Genomic DNA, 18,137 nt, shown 5'->3' with positions numbered 1-18,137 from the left:
GAGCACATTGTGACGAAATGGCGGGCTGGGATACTGACGGCCCGTCGAGAACTACCCGATGCGGGGCAGGCTTCCACGACCTCAGTCTCGGTACGCCCAGCCCGAGGCAACCCCTGATCGCTGTGGCGCGTGAGCCCGAATTCGTCAACACCCCTGCCGGCCGAACCACACGATGTACCGATGTCTCACACCCTCGTCGTCGATCGTTGCCGGGAACCCTCCCCCTGGTCAGCAGCGGAGGTATGTTTGGAAGCCACATCCACGGATCCCGATGATTGCCCGCGGTGGTTACAGCCAGGCGAGCGCGGCCACGACGAGGGCCTCGGTTCCGGTGCCGAGGGTGGGTTGGAGCACCGGGGCGAAGGTGGCCGAGTGGTTGACCGGAATATCTTCGGCCACGCGCCCGGCCTCCTCGGCGGTGCGGTAGCTGTCGGGGTCGATGCCGCCGATACCCCAGTAGGTGTAGGGCACCCCGAGGGCGGTCGGGAGGTCGCTGAAGTCCTCGCTCGCGGTCTGCAACGGCATCACCCGGCTGCGGCCACCGAAATGCTCGGTAAACGCGGCCGCGACCCGCGCGGTGGTGTCCGGGTCGTTGACGGTGGGCGGGAACCGGTCGAACAACTCGAACTCCGGATCCTTCGGGGACCTGGAGGCCTGACACTCGGCGACCACGATCCGGCGGATCGCATCGAGGATCGCGGTGCGGGTCGCGTCACTGTACGTCCTGACGTTCAGCTCGAGGACCGCATGATCGGCAATCACGTTGCTCTTGGTCCCGGCGACGATGCGGCCGACGGTCAGGACCGCGGCCTCCGCCGGCGCGGTTTCCCGCGAGATGACGGTCTGCAACCGGATCACGATCATCGCAGCCAGCACCACCGGGTCCACCGTGGCCTGCGGCATGGACCCGTGCCCGCCGCGGCCGTGCACGGTGATCCGCATGCTGTCGGCCGCCGACAGCACCGGCCCGGGGTGGGTGCCGACCACCCCGGCCGGGGCGGGCAGCACATGCTGGGCCAGCGCGACATCAACCGCCGGGAGCACCTCTGCCAGGCGGTCGTCGATCATTCCGCGGGCACCGTCGCCGGTCTCCTCGGCCGGCTGGAAGACGGTGACCAGGGTGCCGTGCCAGTGCTCGGTTCCGTCGGCGAGCAGCTGGGCGGCGCCGAGCAGGCAGGCGACGTGGACGTCGTGGCCGCACGCGTGCATCACCGGCACCTCGTCCCCGGCCGCATCGACGGCGGTGACGGTGCTGGCAAATGGCAGACCGGTCGCCTCCCGGATGGGCAGGGCGTCCATGTCCGCCCGCAGCAGCACGGCCGGGCCGTCCCCGTTGCGCAGCACCCCGACCACCCCGGTGCCGCCGATGCCCTCGTGCACCGAATACCCGCTCTGGCGTAACTGCCCCGCGACGATGCCGGCTGTGCGGTGCTCCTGGTGCGAGAGCTCCGGGTGCTGGTGCAGGTCCCGGTACAGCTCCTCCTGCCAGCCCCGGATACCGGCGAGTCCGGTCAACACTGCCTCGCTCCGCGACAATGTGGCCATCACTTCTCCTTCCGCCGTCGATGCCGAAAACGGTCGGGCCGACGCCAGGCGATCTGTTCCGGCAGCATCCAGCCCCGCCAACGCGCGAGCAGGCACAACACCGCCCCGACCACGGTGGCCGCGACCAGCCCCGCCTGCGGGTACCCGGAATACTGGACGAGCACCAGTGTGCCACTGGCGATCAGCGCGCACGTCGCATACAGGGTGTTCCCGCCGAAGACCGCCGGGATCCTGCCCACCGCGACATCACGGACGGCGCCGCCGCCGACCGCGGTCACCGTGCCCAACAGCACCGCCGGCAACCAGCCCAACCCCACTGTGAGGGTCTTCTGCGCACCGGCAGCCGCCCAGCACCCCAACGCCAGCGCATCCACGAACGGGAACACCCGATCCCAGCCGCGGCCCTCGAACCGCACCACGAACGCGACCACCGCACCGATCAACGCCGTCGTCAAATACGCGTAGTCGGTCAACGCCACCGGCGTGCCCCGCTGCAACAAGGTGTCGCGGATGATGCCGCCGCCCAGACCCGACACGATCGCCAACGCCGCGAACCCGACCAGGTCGAACCGCAGGCCCCGCGCGACCGCGCCACCGAGCAGTGCGTTGGCGAACACGCCGGTCAGATCGAGCGCCCGCAACAGGTCCGGCACCGACGCAGACACAGCCGCCATCACTGATCCTCTCCGGCCACGGCGCGAGTACCCCCTTCACACGTTAACCGGCTCGACTTCTCGTCGGCGCCGACATGTTCTCGGCACCCGAGCTCGTTCCCACCGCCGATGAACTCGCCTGCGCGCCGAGGAACCAGCGCGTCGTCTGGCTGTCACTGAACTTCAGGCCAAGATCTCGCAGGTAACGTTGTTTCCGGCGCCGCGCACGGTCCTCGCACCCACATCCTGTGGGGTGTTGCCTCTCCTGATCGAGAGAACCACGCGATACGTCGGGCTGACCGACGCCGGTCCGGTGCTCGGGTTGGCACGGGTTCGCACAGCGGGACATCGGCCCATCGCCGAAGCCAAGAGCTTTGCTGTGGGGTGCTGCGGTGCTGTCGATCATTCTTCTGCCGATACACACCGAGGGCTCGTTTCACCTCGCCCCGCGCCGCGAGGAGCGCGAGGACTAGGGGTCTGCGGCTGCGCGAACGCCGGAAACAGGCTGTGTGTCACCCGGTCGGCCCAGTCCGGCTCCACCTGGCCGCTGCGGGCCCGTTCGGCGACGTACGCCCCCACGATGCAATCGAGGAACGTCTCCACCTCGAGATCCTCACGGATCTGCCCGGCGGCAATGCGCTGCTGCAAAACCTGCGCCAACGAGCTCCGATGCTGCACCAACAACGACCGCATCAGCTCCGTGAACCACGGTTCGTCCTCCATGACCAGAGCCGCCATCCCCCCGAATCCGATCCCGCCCTCGACCGCACGCCGGGACTGCTCGACCACCCAGCGCAGCACCTGAATCGGCGGCACGTCCGGGCCCGGGGGTGTGGGCTGGGTGATCGGCGCCATCGCCGCGGTCAGCATCTCGTCGCGATCGCGATAGCGACGATAAATCGTCGTGCGGGCCATGCCGGTGCGCGTGGCCACAGCCTCGATCGTCACCGCCCTGGGCCCCCTGCTGCGGAGCAGGTCCACAACGGCGCCCGCAATCCGCTGCTCCGGTGAAGCCCCGCCAGTGCTCCGCGGCATCATCGCCCCCTGTTCCCGTCGTCCCTTACCGTGCTCGGCCGATAACGCTACACTGTATGTAGCTACACCACGCGTAGCGTATCTGTTGAAGGAGTGGTATGAACACATCAACTCGATGGATCGGCGTTGCCGCGCTGATCCTGGGTCTTTTCACGATGTCGGCCTCGTTCTGGTCCGGGACCACAGCGGCCGGAGCGGGATTCACGCTCGGTTTCGGAGCCATCGCCTCGCTCTACGCCTTGTGGTCGCTTCTCGCCCGCGATCCCACCAAGGACCACTGGTCCCTGACCGTGGTGGGGTTGGTGTTGTTCATATCGCCGTGGCTGGGCCAGTTCGCCGGTGACGGCGCCGCATGGACCTCGTGGATTGCCGGCGCGTTGATCATGGGTCTCGCGGCCTTCGCGTACACCCACGACGAGTCGGCCAACGTCACCGAAGTCACCCGAGAACAGAACCGGTCGACCTACGAAAGGCACGCCAGCAAGATTCGGGCCCACTGAATTCGCACCGAGTCCGGCGCCGTTGCACCGGTGCAGCTGCGGGGGAACATCCACATCGACCGCCGGCCGGCGTCCACCGGCCGGCGCGCCTCGCATCAAGGCTTATCCGAGCGCGCCGAGGCACCCGGTACGATTCCGGAGAAACCTTTGACCTGAACGGTATCGGGCACAGGTAGTTTGGAAGCGGGAAACGAATCGCGTGTGCCGGCGGTCGCGCAGCCGGCAGGGACTGCACCCGAGGCGCCCGCTTCCCGGCACCCTCGCTGTCGACTCCATTACGCTGCGCTGGCGGTGCGCTGCGGCTGCCGGCCCTTGGGGGTCGTCCGCCTGGCCCCTTTCAGGTCCGGCGTCGCTCAAACCCGTACCGCGGCAACGCGATCGGGGCGTCGTTCAATGCCTTCCTTCTCGCCGCGTCCATACGGGCCGGTGAACTGTTCTCGCGGCAAAGTTGTGTGTGCAGTGGCGACCACGCGGATCGCCTGCACCGTCCGCTCGGCTACATATCGGCTCTGCTTCTCGAGAGCAGCGAACTCCGCACTCGCTGACTGCGCTCCATGCCTCACGTCTGTTGAGGTACCTGCAGAATTTCGCACCGCAACCCGGGGATGTGTGCGCGTGGCGAGCCGTGACCGGAATCCGTTGTTCCCAGCGTGGTTATCTGCCGTCGGCGTTGTGCGCACATGACACAGCGGTCCCGTTGTTCGGGCGCGTTCCGGCTGCTGTCGGCGCTGTCGGCGCTGTCGAACACCCTCATGTCTTCGGTACCGAGCTGAATCTGCCTCGTCGGCGACGTTCCGATGACCGACCGAATCCCCGGACGCCGACCTGCGGCAGCCGAGTCGGTGTCGGATGCCCAGATCGCTGTCGTGCGGGGAAGACCCGAGGGAGGGCCTTGACCACCCACTCGGGCGGCACCCGAACTACACACCACCAGCACACGCACCACGCACACCTCAGAAGGATTGTGTGTCGCGGCGCCCGGTTCGGCGGGGTCGGCGCCACACGGGGGCGTCGGTCGATGTTGCTGTGCACCGACAGGATCTGGGGTGGACAGCGGTCCTCAGTCGGATGCCAGGCCGGGCCACAGGGTGTCGAGGAGTCGTTGCGCCCAGGTCTGCTCGACGGTTCCGTGGCGCAGTAGTTCGGCAAGGTAGGCGCCGAGGATGGTGCTGATGGTCATGTCGGTGTCGAGTCCCGTCGGCAGAGCCCCGGCCTCGATCGCGGCCTCGAGGACATCGATCATGGTGCGCCGGTGGGCGGCGGTGACCTCACGGAACAACTCGGTGAACTCCGGGTCCTGATTGGTCAGGACCGCAGCGATCATCCCCCGGCCGGCGTGTTCCTCGACGGTGCGGCGGGTGTCGTCGAACATCCACAGCAGTTGCCGGCGAATCGGCAGCTCCGACGGGATCTCGGGGGCGGTCTCCTCCACCGCCACTGTCAGTGCCGCTCGCAACATCTCCGCCCGGTCCTGATAGTGCCGATAGATGGTGGTTTTCGCGACACCAGACCGCTCGGAGACGGCCTCGATGGTGACCCGGTGCGGGCCCTTCGTGCGCAACAATTCGAGGGTGGCCGCGTTGATCCGGGCCACACTGAGTTGCCCCCGCTGCGCATACGGCACCGAAATATCCGTGCTGGGCATGATTGTCCCGTCCTTCCCACTCCGTGAGCGGCTTCCGAGGGAACCGCGGTAGGCCGTCCGCACTCGCACCGGTATCCCGAGTTCCGCCTCGCACTCGGCGAACGCGATTCGTACGCTACGGTCATAGTAGCGTATCGTGTGCCCGGCGCACCGGACCGGCGCAAGGTCGGCGGCGGATCGTTCGACCCGGCCGCGGCGTGGCGGCTGCACCCTCAGGTAGCGCTTCGTCCCGAACCTTTCGGGGCGTTGCTCTACCACTTCGGGACCCGCAAGCTGCCGTTCTCGAAGAACACCACCATCGTGCAGGTCGCCGAAACCTTCGAGCACCCGTCCGTGCGTGCGGCGTTGACCGCGCCCGGCATCGACGAGACTGCCTCACAGCCGTATCTGCGCGCGCTCGACACCTTGTCGGATTCCCAGATGATCGTGCCGGCCTAGGTTTTCGCCGGCTCCGTTGCATACGCCCACCATGAGGACGCAGCCATGGCCTCTGCAATCGAAACGCCCGCGACATCCGGACCGCCGAAGGTCGGCCGCCTGGCTGACCAATTCGAGAAGGGCCTCGACGCCCCCATCTACCCGACCCGGGAACTGACCTCGCCCGCAACCTCGTGCGTGCACTGCCTGTCGCGTCCGGCAAACGCGACCCGCAGTTTCTTGCCGGAAACGTGCTGTCCGACGGCGGATTCCAGCACGTCTGGCAGCATTCGAAGCTCTTTGCCGAGCTGCGCGCACCGCAGGCCGGCGGGGCACGGGACACGGGGTACGTGCACCTTCTACGACTCGTGTCCCGGCGGTTGCATGGCCGCGAAATTCTTCACCAGCCTGCCGATCGACGGTCCCGATCCCGAATGTGCTCGGCGCTTCGGGGTATCGGCACGGACGGCCGACCGGACCGTGCCATGCCGCAGCCGAGCGTGGACCATTCGCGCACCGGTACGCGCGCCGCGCCGCGTGCGCCCGCGCCGCTGGAACTCCTGGTGCACCACCGTCGCATGCCCTGACGAAAACCCACTCACCGGCCTGGCGTAGACAGCACCAATCGGGCAGTTAGTTGACTTCGCAACAAAAAGAGCTATGTGACGATAGTTGAAGATGCAACTACATCGGTGCTGGACGCCACGCCGCACCACTCTCCTGAACTTGCAGGAGCAACCACGGGATAGAGGTGGAACATGGCCAACGACTGGTCCGAACCGTCGCCGTCGCCCAGAAACGGGCGAAGAAGAAGTTGCCTTTGCCCAAATCCGTTGACGCCGCAATCATCACCGGGTCGGAGAAGGGCGTGACCGTCGAGGACAACACCGCTGCGTCGCCGAACTCGGGCTCGCACCCACGCGGCGAATCTGTCCGGTAACCGCGAGATGGACATCCACGCACTGGGTCAAGACGTATCGCCGCCGGTGCTGAGATCTCCCCCACCGGAGCACAGGCCGTACACCCGACCGAACGGATGCGGGCACGCCGAGTCCGGCGATCGGTCCGTCACCCGCCGAGAGTCGGCCGACATCGAGCGGGCGACCGGAGTTCGCCCCGCCACCGCCGAATACGTGTCGGTATCGAGACTCAGCGAACTCACATAAACATTCGCTACGCTATTCGTAGCGCAGCGTTCAGCGGGCGAACCTGAGGCTCTTCCCCTCGGTGGCACACGGCGCACGCTTCGCCCCGCGAGATCAGAACTCGCGGTTACAGAGGAAACAACTGGAGATACACCCATGCACATCAACCCCCATCACACGCTCACCCGGATCGAATCGGCGCACACCAACCGCGGAACACACCCGGAGTCCGACCACTCGCCGCTGCCGGTGATTGCCGTCGCCGCCTCCGTGTCGGCCGCGGTGCCAGGGGCCGCGGTGACCCAGTCGGTGGGGGTCGGGGTCCTGATCGGACTGTTGATGCTGGCCTGTATCTCCCTGGCCGCGTGGATGATCTGAGGAGAAACACGCCGCAGCGGCCCGCCAACTACCCACAACGGACAGGAAACGACAATGAACCTGACGAGAACGCCGACCACCACCCTCTACGGATCCGTCGCCTTCGGCGGATCGATGAGCACCCCAGAAATCAAGGCCCATCTCGAATCCATGCTCGACTCCGACCACACGGCGACTGAATCAGTCGACACCCCGCGCCGTACTTCATTTACCGACAGCAACTCCCATCGCCGGGATGGGTTTGACGGGAACCGTTTAGTGAAGTAGATCGCGGTCGCCCCATGCGGAGCCCTGCCAGGGGCCCGCGATCCCACCGACCGGGCCGAGCACCGTGCGCACTGCGTCGAGGCATTCGGCGATGCCCCAGCCGCCGGATCACCTCACGGAAGCAGCGATGTTCCGGTGACAAAAGGCCCATTTAGTTCCATTTTCAATCATATTTGACGTCGCACCCTTCTGGTCGCGGAGGGTCACGGCCGAAACTCAACGTACGGAGGACATCATGATCAGCAGTTCGACTCAGCCCAGTGGCTCCATCGGGACCGTGTCCCAGAAGGGCATCCCCGGCCAGGTCGACGCGACGATCGTCGGGTCCGGCGGTGCCGGCCTGATGGCAGCACTCACCGCCGCCAAGGAGGGCGCACGCGTCCTCGTGGTCGAGTCCCGCGAGATCGTCGGGGGCGCCACCGGGATCTCGGCGGGTGCCGCCTGGATCCCCAACCACGGCTTCTCGACCAAGGCCCTGAAGGTCAACGACGACCTGGACCAGGCTCGGCGGTACATCTACGGCGAAGGTCGCGACCAGATCCTCGACCACGACCTGGTGGAGAAATTCCTGGAAACCGGACCCCACGTCGCCCGGTTCATCGAAGAGCACACCTCCTTCGGGTGGATCCCGACGATCTGGCCGGACTATCGATCCGACATCGACGGCGCGTCCGTCGGCCGGGCACTGTTCCCCGGCCCCTACTCCCCCGAGGGACTGGGAGAGAACGCGAAGTTCGTGCGCCCCGCTCTGACGACGGGCATGGCCAAGAATCCGCTCCCGTTCTGGTTGCTGGGCGGCATCGGCATCGACGACGTCTGGCTCGCCGGACCGGCATTGATCGGAGCGCTCCTCGAGGCATGCCTGCGCAACGGTGTCGACGTACGCGTCGAGACACCCGCGACCCGGCTCGTCACCGATGAGTCGGGGGTGCGCGGGATCGTCATCCGGGCTGACGGCGTCGAGCACACAGTGCATGCCACCAGCGGGGTCCTGCTGGCCACCGGCGGATTCGAGAGCTCGACCGAGACCACCACCACCTACCTCGGCGCGCCCTTCGGCGTGCAGGTCTCCCCCACGGGCCATGACGGCATCGCGGTGCAGTTGGCCCAGGAGATGGGCGCCGATCTGACCGGAATGGACGACGCCTGGTGGATGCCCGGGGTGCAGTTGCCCGGTGAGGAGCTCGAGGGCCGCCCGCTCGCTCGGGTGTTCCTCGGCGAGCGCGCGCTGCCGCACAGCATCATGGTCAACAGCAAGGGTGAACGCTTCGCGAACGAGGCCCTCGCCTACGACCAGTTCGGCCAGATCATGCGCGAGGTCGACCCGGAGACCGGCACCATGCCCAATGCCACGGCGTGGCTGATCTTCGACCAGAACTACTGGACGAAATTCGGAATCTTCGGCATCACCCCGGGCGCAGCGGTGCCCGACTACCTCCACCGCGCCGACACCCTGTCGGAGCTGGCGGACAAGATCGGGGTCGACGAGGCGGGGCTGCTCCGCACGGTCGACCGGTTCAACCCCGAGGCCGCGCGAGCTCGCGACCGGCAGTTCCACCGCGGCGACACGGTCTTCGACCGCTACTTCGGCGCCTACTATCCCTGGCTGGGCAAGAACTCCCCCGACGCGCGGTTCCCCGCCGCCACCGCACAGGCCCGGCAGGGCATCGCCGCGACGATCGGCCCGATCGTGAGCAAGCTCGCCGGCCGGGTGGCGCAGAAGAACGACCCCGAACGCGTGCGTTCCCTCGTGGTCGGGCCCCTGGCGAAGATCATCCGACCCGTGCTGAAAAGCCCGAAATCGAGCGTGCTGGGGCCGATCGACACCGCGCCGTACTACGCCCTCGAGGTTCAGGCCAGCGCCCTCGGCACCGTCGGTGGTCCGAAGACCGACGCACTCGGGCGCGCGCTGAACACCGAAGGCAACATCATTCCGGGCCTGTACGCCGCCGGCAACGCAGGTGGTGCGCCCATGAAGGGGTTCTACGGAGGCGCCGGAGGGACGATCTCCCTCGGGCTGGTGTTCGGCTACCTGGCGGGACGGGAAGCAGCCAAACGACAGAATGACGCCTGAGCATCTCGTTGGTGACCTCGACCGTCGAGATGGCGGTCGAGGTCACCCCTCACTGGGCAACACCCCATCCGCCGCCGCGACTCCACCCGGGAAAACCGGTGTGCGAACCGCGCATAGAACGCTGTGACATTGGGATCGCGGTCAGCGCGCACTCCGCCTGAATGCCGCCTCGGCACCGTTGGACTGGCGCCTGTTCCTGCCCGGGGCATGGGACGATCGGTCCACCACCAACCCCGACGCCATCGCGACGATCACCGCCCGCCGGAAGCGGTCCGCGATCCCCGAGACCGAACATCACCGTCCCAAGTGGGAGATGACGATCGAGATGATCGACGAGCTGACCGAGTGGGGTCGCACCCCACCAACGGCGGTCGCGGACCCCGGCTACGGCGACACCACTGCCTTCCGGCTTGTCGCGTTGTTCGATAGGTTCGGTGCACCGAGTGTTCGGATACGGTGTGAGAGAGCAGCGTTAGGCGGTTCTTATTGATGAAGCGGTGGTGCTCCCGGTGGTCTCATGTCAGACCGCGAAGGTCGGCCATCACCTGTCGGTAGTCGTTGGCTAAGCCTGTGCCGGCGCGGTCGAAAGTGCGAGGATAAGACGCCGACCGCGGATAGGAACCGGTGCGTATGCGCTGAGGATTTGAACCGCCGCACTTCGGGCCGCGATGCTCCTCCGACGGCATGAACTCGCGGTGCGCGATCTGGTAGCTGGTCAGCTTGTCGGCGGTCAGCACCGGCGGCCGGTAGCGCACCGTGCTTGAATAGCTTCCGGCGGAATCGCTTGACATCCTGCGTATTTCACCCAACTGTGCCCGCGCGTCGAGGACGATGTCCTGATCGACGGCCGCACCACAGGTACTGCCGCCCGGCCGTTGATCGTCAAGAACATCTCGTCAAGATGCCAGTTGTTGCCGGGGTTCAGTCGTTCGGGCGGAACGGCGTACCGCGGGTGCTGCGGCGACTGCCGGGCCGCCTCAGAAGAGCCTGCAGGACCGCGGTGCCGCCGATTCCTCCGGCGAGCAACACCAGTAGCAGTGCCACGTTAGTGTTCATGTCGACGTCCCTTCGGGTGTGATGATGACCGGACGATGTTTCGGCGAGCTTGACCCCGTGCTCGCGTACGCATAGTCGAATGACGGGCGGACCCGTCTCTACTTCGCCGTGCCCGCTGTCGTCACGGATACCTCTGCGAAAGTCTGCGGGCGCCGGCGCGCCTTAGCTTCGCGGGCGTAGGCCTTGGACCGCAGGGGGTTGCCTGTCTTGGCCACACGATGTCCGACAAGAGTCAGCATCGGTCGTGGAATTCCGACACCCTTCACCGGCATGCCTGTCACATATCCCTCCTTGAAGAGATAGTTCGAGGCGTCGTACACCTCGTCGTCGTTGAGCGCCGACGCTGCCCACCCGACTTCTCCTCCGATGGCGTCCGCGTCCAAAATTGGGCTGCGATAACCTTCCGTTGTCTTTGCAAGAAGCCAACGCAGGACAGCGTCACGAACCGCCCATTGACGATCGGTAGCTGCACTCACACTTCAGTCCTCCAGTGGATGTCGTTGATGCCTCCATGCACCATAGCCGTCGGCAATGAATAGGCAAGTATCGAATCATTCTGCACGTATTGGGATTTCGGAGACTCCTCAGGTTGAGGCTGCAAGCCGGTAGACACGGGCGTGATTGAGGCGCAGGGTATCTCGCGCGAGAACAGACCGGCGACAACTTACTGGCCGATCCCGTCGTCCCCGTCGACGCAATCCGAACCGACCCTTTGTGCATGGCTCACTGGGCGTGCCGTTCCCTGAATCTGCCTCTGAACTGGACTTATTTCTTTTATTGGGTATGGTCGAGGTCAGTTCGCGGTTGCCGATTCGGAAAGGACCGACAATGGCTGACAAGTCCGCCGTCAAGAGTTCAAAACAGTCTGCACGTGCTCTCAAGGAGCGTCGGGCGGAGAAGAGAGCGAAGGCCCTCGAATCGACTCAGTTCATTCGAAAGCGTAAGAGCTGACGTCACCCTGGAGCATCGTCACCGCATCCGCCATCCTCTTCACTGCCTGAGTGGTGGAATGTCGCACCCGAAGCTCGGCCAATAGAAAAGCCGACTCGCCCCATCACGGACTGATGATATCGGGTTCGAGCTACGCAGGGGTGAGGACCTCGCCGGGCTTCCCTCTTTTCCGCTCATATATACAGAAACGGAAAAGACGCACGGAGCGCTGAAGAGTTTACTGGAAACATGGCGTATGTCATTTGTCGGCATTCGCGTGAGACCTAGCGGGGGGCCAACTTCCAGCGCTCTTTAATGCTGGGTGTCGGATCGACTGAAACGAGTGGTGACGATGCGAGTGTTGAACGTGATGCAGCGACCGGTTCGAGTGGTGCGCCAATCCGACAGTATGCGCACGGCCGCAGTGCTACTGGCCGAGTACGGGTTCGCGGCGGTGCCGGTGGTCGACGACCACGACCGGCTGGTTGGGATGTTGAACAGCGGAGACGTGTTGCGGGCCGGACAAGCGTCCTCGAAGACGGTGGGCGAGGTGATGACTGCACCCGCCGTTGCTGCGCCGATGTATCAATATTTGGCCGATGTGAGCCAGATGCTGCTTCAACAGGGACTACGCAGTCTGCCGGTCGTGGATATCGACGGACGGGTAGTGGGCATCCTCAGCCGCAGTGACGTGGTGCGGTTGATGCTCAAACCGAACGAGATGATCGCCGTGGGCGCCCAACGCCGCCTCGACGACTACACCGGGGACGGACGCTGGCGTGTGACGGTCGAAGAGGGCTGCGTCACCATCGCAGGCCAGTTCGCGGACGAATCCGAACGCCGCATCGCGATCGCGTTGAGCAAGACCGTACCGGGCACCCGCATAGTGTCTGTCGCCGCTGGAGAATAAGAGCTGGTCGATGAGGCACAGGGCACAACCTGTTGGCAACAGCGTCCCGGTGATCACTGCAACGCCGACTCTGTGCGCGATGAGGGTGTCTCGGCATCGCCCCGACGGCCTGAGTGATCAGTCCGCGGCCTCGCCGACCAGGTTGTGGCCGAAGGCACTCTGCGCGCGGCTCCCGTCGTGGCGCTGCGCCGCACGCACGGCCACCCCGCGCCGATAGCGGCCGGGGGCCGAGAAAGAGAGAACGAGGAATGTATCGATCACGCACGCCCGCCGTGGCACTCCACCGATCCTTCGCCCACGGCGGATCGATGAGCACCCGCCAGATCAAGGCCCATCTCGAGGCGATGTTCACCCCCGAGACCGATCACGGCGCCCAGCCCGGAAACGCCGGTTCAGTGCCCGCAAACCGGCTCAGCGAGGCTGAGGAGAACACAGTTCTGCTTCTCGAGGACACTGCCTGAGATCGCGGAGCGTCGGGCACCCCGCAGCACACGTGGGTACCGATCACACCGATGGGCGCGGTCCCCCACCATGCCGACACAGCACAATCGGGGCGGCCTCGGCCTGGATGACCACAACCAGGACCCCGACACAGACACCGACCTACGGAACGTCAGGAGCAACCATGACCACCACCCCCATCACCACCACCCTCGACGCCGAGCAGCAGCGGATCGCCGGCGTTGCCCTGCAGGGCACGGTCGTCGACCTGATCGACCTGAGCCTGATCGCCAAACAGGCCCACTGGAACGTCATCGGACCCCGCTTCCTGGCGGTACACCCCTCCCTCGACGAGCTGGTCACGGTCGCACGCAATTTCACCGATGAGGCGGCCGAACGGGCCACCGCGATCGGCGTCAGCCCGGACGGCCGCGCGGCGACCGTGGCCGCGGACGCGGGTACCGCAGGATTCGGCGAAGGTTGGACGCCCGACGCCGAGGTGGTCGAGACGATCGTCGCGAACCTGGCCGCCGTCATCGAGCGGCTGCGGGCACGCATCGAGTCCACCGAGAAGGCGGACCCGGTCACCCAGGACCTGCTGATCGGCATCACCGCCCGACTCGAGCAACTGCACTGGATGTGGCAGGCCCAGAACGCGCAACCATCTGCCCAGCGTCGTCGACTCGGACAATTGCTCGTCACATAGCTCCGCCAGACCCGCGCATGAGGAGGCGGCCGCGACGGGCGATCGGCACCGGTGGTCTCGGCCTCAGCGCCGTAACGACCGCGTTTGCACGCCGCACTCCAGTAACCCCAGCACGCGAAACCCGAGTGCGACGACAGTCCATGCCGCCTCATGATCGGTTGCGGGCCATTCCAGCGGCTGCGCCAGAGGGCGTGTGAGAACTCGCGACGGCGCGCCTGCGCCTCGCCGAGAATCGAAGACAGTGGGCTCCTGTTGGGTCGGTGATCATCAGATCACCGACCCAACAGGAGCTCACAACGCCATCATCACCGACTTCGTTGTGCCCGTGGGACGTGGTTGCGCGGTGTGCTCGCCGTCGGTCCCCGACGCAGAGTGCGCCCCTCGACCCGCCGTTGTCTGCACCGGGTGGCACGGCAGGTCGCGGGAGGCGACCCGAGAAGTATTGCCGCCGTTGCCAGTGGATGGCATCCAGTACATCGTGCGCGGTGGCACCGCGTGTCGGGAAACTGCCGGCGGAGTTCTGGTCAACCGGGACGGTGTGTGCGGTCTTCGCCCGCAAAAGACCTTGCACGAAACTCGCCCAGAAACTCATCGCAATGGTCTGCGGATCTGGATTTCGACGAACACCGTCTGTACTCGACGGGACACCGGAATCCGGACGATCAGGTGCAGCCTGCGGTACCCCGTTCGGCTCTGTCGACGGTACGTGAAAACTCGATCGCGAGCCGTCACCTGACAGTCCTTCGGGCCGCCAGGACGATGCTCTTCCGTGCCTCGCCGAAGCGCTCCGACGGTACGAATCGGCCCGGTCCAGGTCGGCGTGGGTGTCAGCCGGTGGTGGGTGACCCGTCGACGCGCCACCGGTGTACGCGCGGTCGAGCGCCACGGTGGATGCGGCCCGGTCTATCCCCGATGTGGCGCCGACAGGTTGATCACGGAAAGACCCGAGCGGTCGACGCTCACCGCGGCGGGAACGGTGGGTGTGCTTGCGTCGGTCCGTCTCGGTCATGCCACCCCACACGCCGTAGGATTCACCCACCGTCAGCGCGTGATCGCGACACCGCACCAGCATGGGGCAGACCTGACAGATCTGCCGGGCCAGCGCTTCACGCCGATCGCGAGCGGAGCGCCGTTCGCCGTCGGGGGAGAAGAACACCGACAGATCGGCGCCGCGGCACGCGGCACGCACCCGCCACTCACTGGAATCAACGGTGACCGCCGCCGGGAACGGATCCTTCGGGATCGGCAAGGGCGGATTCCTATCCATTGACACCACCACCGGCACCGCGATCGTGGCGCGGCAGATGCGCTGTTGCACGGGAATGCTGCTTCTGCTTCGCCTGGCCACCGCGATCCACAGACGGCCGCGACAGGACACGTACAGCCGCGGTGGTGACGCTGACGTGGCTACGGCGGGCCACATCGAGGAGAGCGTCGAAGCCGGCGTCATGGCTACAGGCTCGCTGCTCGGCCAGGACTGCAGCCGCGGCGGACAGCAACTGCGCGTCCGCGCGCTGCGGCGAAGGCCCTCGTCCGGGTACTGCTGAGGTGTCGGTGGGCATGGGAGTCCTTTCGCTACATCGGGCGGTGCAGCGGTACAGGTGATGTCGGCGCAGGTGGGTGCTGTCTCGCACCTCCCTGTTGACGCCGCCGGGCATGGTCCGTCACTCCAGTCTCCAGGAAGGGACATCCCGAGAACACAGGCCTTTACCTAGGCCTTACCTAGCTGGGTGAGTGCGGTGTCGTGGATGGGACCGTTGATGGGGTGCTCGGTCTTGTGTCGCGTACCACATACGTCGGCGGCGGCGATCTACGACCCGATACCGATACGCCGGCGTTTACGAGCGTTTCACGTCGGCGAAGGTCCAGATGAATGTGGCTGCGCCAGGATAAGTATGACGAGACCTTCGGCCTCAGCGAGAGCTGACGTTCCTGCCGAACGATCGGTCGCATGCCTTCGCCGAGCAGTGCCTGATGCGACAGTGTTCGTCGCAGTGGTCGATTCCTGCGCGTGGCACCCACTCCGAACGGTGCGATGCACCCCCGCCGGGTCGGTCGGGACGGTCTCGACCCGGAGCAAGGAACCGGAATCGGCCCCGAGCCCGCTCGGGGAGATTCCGCCTCCGGCCGACAGATCCCCGCCACGATGGCATGCACCACCACCGTCGACAGCGAGCAAGCACTTTCGCTGAGTCTTCCTGCATGTCTTAGGCTCTCGAGACGAGCGTGCGGTGATGGACGAGGATCGAGGTTGATGTGGTCGAGGTTGTGGTGCGCATCGACATCGGGTGTGCGGCGGATCTGGTGCCCGTCGTCTCGGCGAACCTCCAGCGGGGCGTAGACCAGGTGTACCGCGCACACCAGGGTGCATCAGCTTCCAGGGTGCGGACGGCTCTCAAACGCAAGTTCGGCAGGGCGATCGGGACAACGGCAATCGAGGCCCTCGCCGGGTGCATCTTGGATGGGAACACTCCGGTGATCACGTACTCGTCCCCGTAGTGATCGGGCCGGCAGATCAGAGGAGAGCCCGAGCGATCTGTATATCCCGGTCTTCATCACCGCCACTCGCAGTTGCAGCCTGCCCGGGCGATCGCACGGGAGGCCCAATGCGGTGCACCCGGAAGACCCACGGGCGGACTGGCGCGGGGGTAGTGATCAAACGGTCGCCGGCGACTGGCCACCGCCGAAGGCTTCGGGCGTTGGCAGCCTCGGTATCGCCCGGCATAGATGACGTATCCGGGGATCGGCCCTGATGGCGCACCTCGACGTTGTGCAGGGCCCCTTCGACACCACGGCGCCAATCTCCGGCCGGGCGTGTTCGCCGTCCTTATGGGATCCTCAGCGCTGTGGGTCGACGAGGTCGCCAAGGCATCTGCCCGGGCCCGCACGCACCCGGTTGCAGGGACTTGCACCTGTCGTCTTCGTCGGCTTCGCGGACATCAATGAAAGTGGGTCGGCGACAGTAGTACCCGTGCCAGACACACCCATCGCATGAACGCTCACACGAATTTCCTTCTCGGCCCTCGATGGGCCTGGCTCCGAGAAATTTGGATCAGCCGCCGATGTGGAACACCGCACGCCGACCGCGGTCAGCGGAACGGCGCAACGCGGCCTGTACGGCGGCGGTGCCACCGATTCCGCCGGCGAGGACAAGTAACAGCAGGGCGACATTGAGGTTCACGGGACAGGTCCTCCTCGGGGTGGGCCAAATGTGACGTCCGGTGCGGATGGTGATGCGGTGGAGCTCAGTTCGCTCACAGCCTGCGGGGTCGGCAACGAGAGCGACGGGGTGTCGGCGTTGTCGTCCCCGACCATCGCGGCAAGTCGGGCCGTGAACTGAGCGGTGCCGATCGACCCGGCACCGGCGAGGGTCGACGATGTCGTGTGGTCGGAATATCACACGCACCTACTCATCGTCGAGTGGCCGGTCGAGGCCATCCTCCCTTTACTTCACGGCCGCCGGCCCGTCGCGGATGTCTCCGCGAACGGAGCCGGCAGATGCTGACGCAACTTCGCTACGTGAACGTCGATCTTGGACCTTAACGGTTTGCCTGCCTTGGCAACCCGGCGTCCCGCGACAGTCAGCATCGGACGTGGAATCCCGATACCCATGACCGGCACGCCTGTCACATAGTTCTCCTTGAAGAGAAACATCGAGGCGTCGACCACTTCGTCATGGGTGAGCGCCGAAGCCACCCACCCGACCTCTGCTCCGATGGCATCCGCGTCCAGAATCGGGCTGCGATAGCCCTCCGTTGTCTTCGCGAGAAGCCAACGCAGAACAGCGTCACGAACCGCCCACTGACGATCGGTAGCTGCACTCACACTTCAGTCCTCCAAATAGATGCCACTAATGCTGCCCTGCACCATAGCCATCGATAGGAAATACGCAAGCCCCGTGAAATTTCCTGCGCGCCTTGCACCTCGGAAACCGCCGACGGACGTCGGACGGCGACCGCACCGGACGGCATCGGAGGTGAGAGCACCCAGGATCGGGGAACAACCCGCCGGCGCACCAACCGACCCTCTCGCCGCGACCCGCGCATCACCGAACCCCTCTAAATCCTATAAATCGGCCGCTGAACTGGACTTACTTCTTTTGTTGGGTATGGTCAAGGTCAGTTCGCGGTTGCCGATTCGGAAAGGACCGACAATGGCTGACAAGTCCGCCGTCAAGAGTTCGAAACAGTCCGCACGGGCTCTCAAGGAGCGCCGGGCGGAGAAGCGAGAGAAGGCGCTCGAGTCCACTCAACTCATCCGAAAGCGGAAGAGCTGATACGACGCTGGGATTAACACCCCCGGCCACCCTCCTTGACTGCCTGAGGATCGATGATGTTGCCCCGGGAACTCGGCCAATACCCCTGACCCGTGCCCACAGTGAGAAGTAGCGGCTTCGGAAGAGAACGGTTCGGACCGTGGCGATATCACCGACTGC

At 65.7% G+C, this 18,137-nt stretch carries 23 protein-coding genes and 1 pseudogene; 13 read left to right on the top strand and 11 right to left on the bottom strand.

Annotation, left to right across the window (positions count from 1 at the left end; translation table 11 throughout):
• Positions 1-288: 288 nt before the first annotated feature.
• The 3 genes from JVH1_RS42090 to JVH1_RS42080 all read right to left on the bottom strand — a co-directional run bounded on the left by JVH1_RS42090 (position 289) and on the right by JVH1_RS42080 (position 3,233).
• Positions 289-1,545 (bottom strand): amidohydrolase, encoded by a 1,257-nt coding sequence (locus tag JVH1_RS42090; protein ID WP_009476065.1) that lies wholly within the window; start codon positions 1,543-1,545, stop codon positions 289-291.
• On the bottom strand, positions 1,545-2,219 hold the full coding sequence (locus JVH1_RS42085) for a trimeric intracellular cation channel family protein (protein WP_009476066.1): 675 nt from the start codon (positions 2,217-2,219) through the stop codon (positions 1,545-1,547). Before JVH1_RS42085 ends, JVH1_RS42090 begins: the two co-directional genes overlap by 1 nt.
• A 381-nt stretch (positions 2,220-2,600) precedes the next feature.
• Positions 2,601-3,233 carry a TetR/AcrR family transcriptional regulator gene (locus JVH1_RS42080; RefSeq protein ID WP_051033715.1) on the bottom strand — a complete coding sequence of 211 codons (633 nt, stop codon included), beginning with the start codon at positions 3,231-3,233 and terminating at the stop codon, positions 2,601-2,603.
• Positions 3,234-3,331: 98 nt separating this feature from the next.
• Here JVH1_RS42080 and JVH1_RS42075 point away from each other — a divergent pair, with 98 nt between their 5' ends.
• The gene (locus JVH1_RS42075; protein WP_009476068.1) at positions 3,332-3,733 is read left to right on the top strand and encodes an SPW repeat protein; all 402 of its coding nucleotides are present in this window, start codon (positions 3,332-3,334) and stop codon (positions 3,731-3,733) included.
• A 1,060-nt stretch (positions 3,734-4,793) separates the two neighbouring features.
• On the opposite strand, the gene JVH1_RS42070 is transcribed toward JVH1_RS42075, so the two are convergent.
• A complete protein-coding gene (locus JVH1_RS42070) occupies positions 4,794-5,378 on the bottom strand; it encodes a TetR/AcrR family transcriptional regulator (RefSeq protein ID WP_009476071.1) in 585 nt (194 codons plus the stop codon).
• 138 nt (positions 5,379-5,516) lie between these two features.
• On the opposite strand from JVH1_RS42070, the gene mftB reads away from it, so the two are divergent.
• From mftB to JVH1_RS42040, 6 genes and pseudogenes are all read left to right on the top strand, one after another.
• Entirely contained in the window at positions 5,517-5,816 is a 300-nt protein-coding gene (gene mftB, locus JVH1_RS42065) for a mycofactocin biosynthesis chaperone MftB (RefSeq protein WP_009476072.1), read from the top strand.
• A gap of 212 nt (positions 5,817-6,028) precedes the next feature.
• A pseudogene (locus JVH1_RS42060) lies at positions 6,029-6,410 on the top strand (mycofactocin radical SAM maturase); the annotation flags it as partial.
• 686 nt (positions 6,411-7,096) lie between these two features.
• A complete protein-coding gene (locus tag JVH1_RS42055) occupies positions 7,097-7,318 on the top strand; it encodes a hypothetical protein (RefSeq protein ID WP_009476076.1) in 222 nt (73 codons plus the stop codon).
• 54 nt (positions 7,319-7,372) lie between these two features.
• Positions 7,373-7,585: a hypothetical protein gene (locus JVH1_RS42050; protein ID WP_009476077.1), complete on the top strand. Its 213-nt coding sequence runs from the start codon at positions 7,373-7,375 to the stop codon at positions 7,583-7,585.
• 235 nt (positions 7,586-7,820) lie between these two features.
• A complete protein-coding gene (locus JVH1_RS42045; protein WP_009476078.1) occupies positions 7,821-9,659 on the top strand; it encodes an FAD-dependent oxidoreductase in 1,839 nt (612 codons plus the stop codon).
• 178 nt (positions 9,660-9,837) lie between these two features.
• Positions 9,838-10,149 carry a transposase gene (locus JVH1_RS42040; RefSeq protein ID WP_009476080.1) on the top strand — a complete coding sequence of 104 codons (312 nt, stop codon included), beginning with the start codon at positions 9,838-9,840 and terminating at the stop codon, positions 10,147-10,149.
• Between the two features lie 25 nt (positions 10,150-10,174).
• Here the strand turns inward: JVH1_RS42040 and JVH1_RS42035 are convergent, their stop codons facing one another.
• The 3 genes from JVH1_RS42035 to JVH1_RS42025 all read right to left on the bottom strand — a co-directional run bounded on the left by JVH1_RS42035 (position 10,175) and on the right by JVH1_RS42025 (position 11,191).
• Positions 10,175-10,396, bottom strand: coding sequence for a hypothetical protein (locus tag JVH1_RS42035; RefSeq protein WP_157174008.1), 222 nt, complete (start codon positions 10,394-10,396; stop codon positions 10,175-10,177).
• Between the two features lie 184 nt (positions 10,397-10,580).
• Positions 10,581-10,715, bottom strand: coding sequence for a hypothetical protein (locus tag JVH1_RS42030; RefSeq protein WP_043779844.1), 135 nt, complete (start codon positions 10,713-10,715; stop codon positions 10,581-10,583).
• A 98-nt stretch (positions 10,716-10,813) separates the two neighbouring features.
• Positions 10,814-11,191 carry a hypothetical protein gene (locus tag JVH1_RS42025; protein WP_043779846.1) on the bottom strand — a complete coding sequence of 126 codons (378 nt, stop codon included), beginning with the start codon at positions 11,189-11,191 and terminating at the stop codon, positions 10,814-10,816.
• Between the two features lie 806 nt (positions 11,192-11,997).
• Between JVH1_RS42025 and JVH1_RS42020 the strand changes: the two genes are divergently transcribed.
• A complete protein-coding gene (locus tag JVH1_RS42020; RefSeq protein WP_043779901.1) occupies positions 11,998-12,555 on the top strand; it encodes an HPP family protein in 558 nt (185 codons plus the stop codon).
• Positions 12,556-12,672: 117 nt separating this feature from the next.
• On the opposite strand, the gene JVH1_RS42015 is transcribed toward JVH1_RS42020, so the two are convergent.
• Complete coding sequence (locus tag JVH1_RS42015; RefSeq protein WP_157174009.1) at positions 12,673-12,816, bottom strand: hypothetical protein; 144 nt, start codon at positions 12,814-12,816, stop codon at positions 12,673-12,675.
• A gap of 47 nt (positions 12,817-12,863) precedes the next feature.
• Between JVH1_RS42015 and JVH1_RS42010 the strand changes: the two genes are divergently transcribed.
• Entirely contained in the window at positions 12,864-13,016 is a 153-nt protein-coding gene (locus JVH1_RS42010; RefSeq protein ID WP_237735191.1) for a hypothetical protein, read from the top strand.
• A 164-nt stretch (positions 13,017-13,180) separates the two neighbouring features.
• Entirely contained in the window at positions 13,181-13,702 is a 522-nt protein-coding gene (locus JVH1_RS42005; protein ID WP_009476088.1) for a Dps family protein, read from the top strand.
• Positions 13,703-13,850: 148 nt separating this feature from the next.
• Here the strand turns inward: JVH1_RS42005 and JVH1_RS42000 are convergent, their stop codons facing one another.
• Positions 13,851-14,969 (bottom strand): WhiB family transcriptional regulator, encoded by a 1,119-nt coding sequence (locus JVH1_RS42000; RefSeq protein ID WP_371113178.1) that lies wholly within the window; start codon positions 14,967-14,969, stop codon positions 13,851-13,853.
• Here JVH1_RS42000 and JVH1_RS41995 point away from each other — a divergent pair.
• A complete protein-coding gene (locus JVH1_RS41995) occupies positions 14,914-15,249 on the top strand; it encodes a hypothetical protein (protein ID WP_009476090.1) in 336 nt (111 codons plus the stop codon). The genes JVH1_RS42000 and JVH1_RS41995 overlap by 56 nt on opposite strands.
• A gap of 709 nt (positions 15,250-15,958) precedes the next feature.
• Complete coding sequence (locus JVH1_RS41990) at positions 15,959-16,201, top strand: hypothetical protein (protein ID WP_009476091.1); 243 nt, start codon at positions 15,959-15,961, stop codon at positions 16,199-16,201.
• Positions 16,202-16,754: 553 nt separating this feature from the next.
• Here JVH1_RS41990 and JVH1_RS41985 read toward each other — a convergent pair.
• Entirely contained in the window at positions 16,755-16,883 is a 129-nt protein-coding gene (locus JVH1_RS41985) for a hypothetical protein (RefSeq protein ID WP_009476092.1), read from the bottom strand.
• A gap of 269 nt (positions 16,884-17,152) precedes the next feature.
• Positions 17,153-17,527, bottom strand: coding sequence for a hypothetical protein (locus JVH1_RS41980; RefSeq protein WP_009476094.1), 375 nt, complete (start codon positions 17,525-17,527; stop codon positions 17,153-17,155).
• 328 nt (positions 17,528-17,855) lie between these two features.
• Here JVH1_RS41980 and JVH1_RS41975 point away from each other — a divergent pair, with 328 nt between their 5' ends.
• Positions 17,856-17,978 carry a hypothetical protein gene (locus JVH1_RS41975; protein WP_009476095.1) on the top strand — a complete coding sequence of 41 codons (123 nt, stop codon included), beginning with the start codon at positions 17,856-17,858 and terminating at the stop codon, positions 17,976-17,978.
• Positions 17,979-18,137 lie beyond the last annotated feature (159 nt).

This window comes from Rhodococcus sp. JVH1, assembly GCF_000280725.2.
Classification (GTDB): Bacteria; Actinomycetota; Actinomycetes; order Mycobacteriales; family Mycobacteriaceae; genus Rhodococcus_F; species Rhodococcus_F jostii_A.
This window is presented reverse-complemented; position numbering and strand designations above follow the sequence as displayed.

Bases quoted from the DNA above. Each gene is read 5' to 3' on its own strand.
- JVH1_RS42090 (WP_009476065.1), bottom strand. From the start codon at position 1,545: ATGGCCACATTGTCGCGGAGCGAGGCAGTGTTGACCGGACTCGCCGGT.
- JVH1_RS42085 (WP_009476066.1), bottom strand. From the start codon at position 2,219: ATGGCGGCTGTGTCTGCGTCGGTGCCGGACCTGTTGCGGGCGCTCGAT.
- JVH1_RS42080 (WP_051033715.1), bottom strand. From the start codon at position 3,233: ATGCCGCGGAGCACTGGCGGGGCTTCACCGGAGCAGCGGATTGCGGGC.
- JVH1_RS42075 (WP_009476068.1), top strand. From the start codon at position 3,332: ATGAACACATCAACTCGATGGATCGGCGTTGCCGCGCTGATCCTGGGT.
- JVH1_RS42070 (WP_009476071.1), bottom strand. From the start codon at position 5,378: ATGCCCAGCACGGATATTTCGGTGCCGTATGCGCAGCGGGGGCAACTC.
- JVH1_RS42055 (WP_009476076.1), top strand. From the start codon at position 7,097: ATGCACATCAACCCCCATCACACGCTCACCCGGATCGAATCGGCGCAC.
- JVH1_RS42050 (WP_009476077.1), top strand. From the start codon at position 7,373: ATGAACCTGACGAGAACGCCGACCACCACCCTCTACGGATCCGTCGCC.
- JVH1_RS42045 (WP_009476078.1), top strand. From the start codon at position 7,821: ATGATCAGCAGTTCGACTCAGCCCAGTGGCTCCATCGGGACCGTGTCC.
- JVH1_RS42030 (WP_043779844.1), bottom strand. From the start codon at position 10,715: ATGAACACTAACGTGGCACTGCTACTGGTGTTGCTCGCCGGAGGAATC.
- JVH1_RS42020 (WP_043779901.1), top strand. From the start codon at position 11,998: ATGCGAGTGTTGAACGTGATGCAGCGACCGGTTCGAGTGGTGCGCCAA.
- JVH1_RS42010 (WP_237735191.1), top strand. From the start codon at position 12,864: ATGAGCACCCGCCAGATCAAGGCCCATCTCGAGGCGATGTTCACCCCC.
- JVH1_RS42005 (WP_009476088.1), top strand. From the start codon at position 13,181: ATGACCACCACCCCCATCACCACCACCCTCGACGCCGAGCAGCAGCGG.
- JVH1_RS42000 (WP_371113178.1), bottom strand. From the start codon at position 14,969: ATGGATAGGAATCCGCCCTTGCCGATCCCGAAGGATCCGTTCCCGGCG.
- JVH1_RS41975 (WP_009476095.1), top strand. From the start codon at position 17,856: ATGGCTGACAAGTCCGCCGTCAAGAGTTCGAAACAGTCCGCACGGGCT.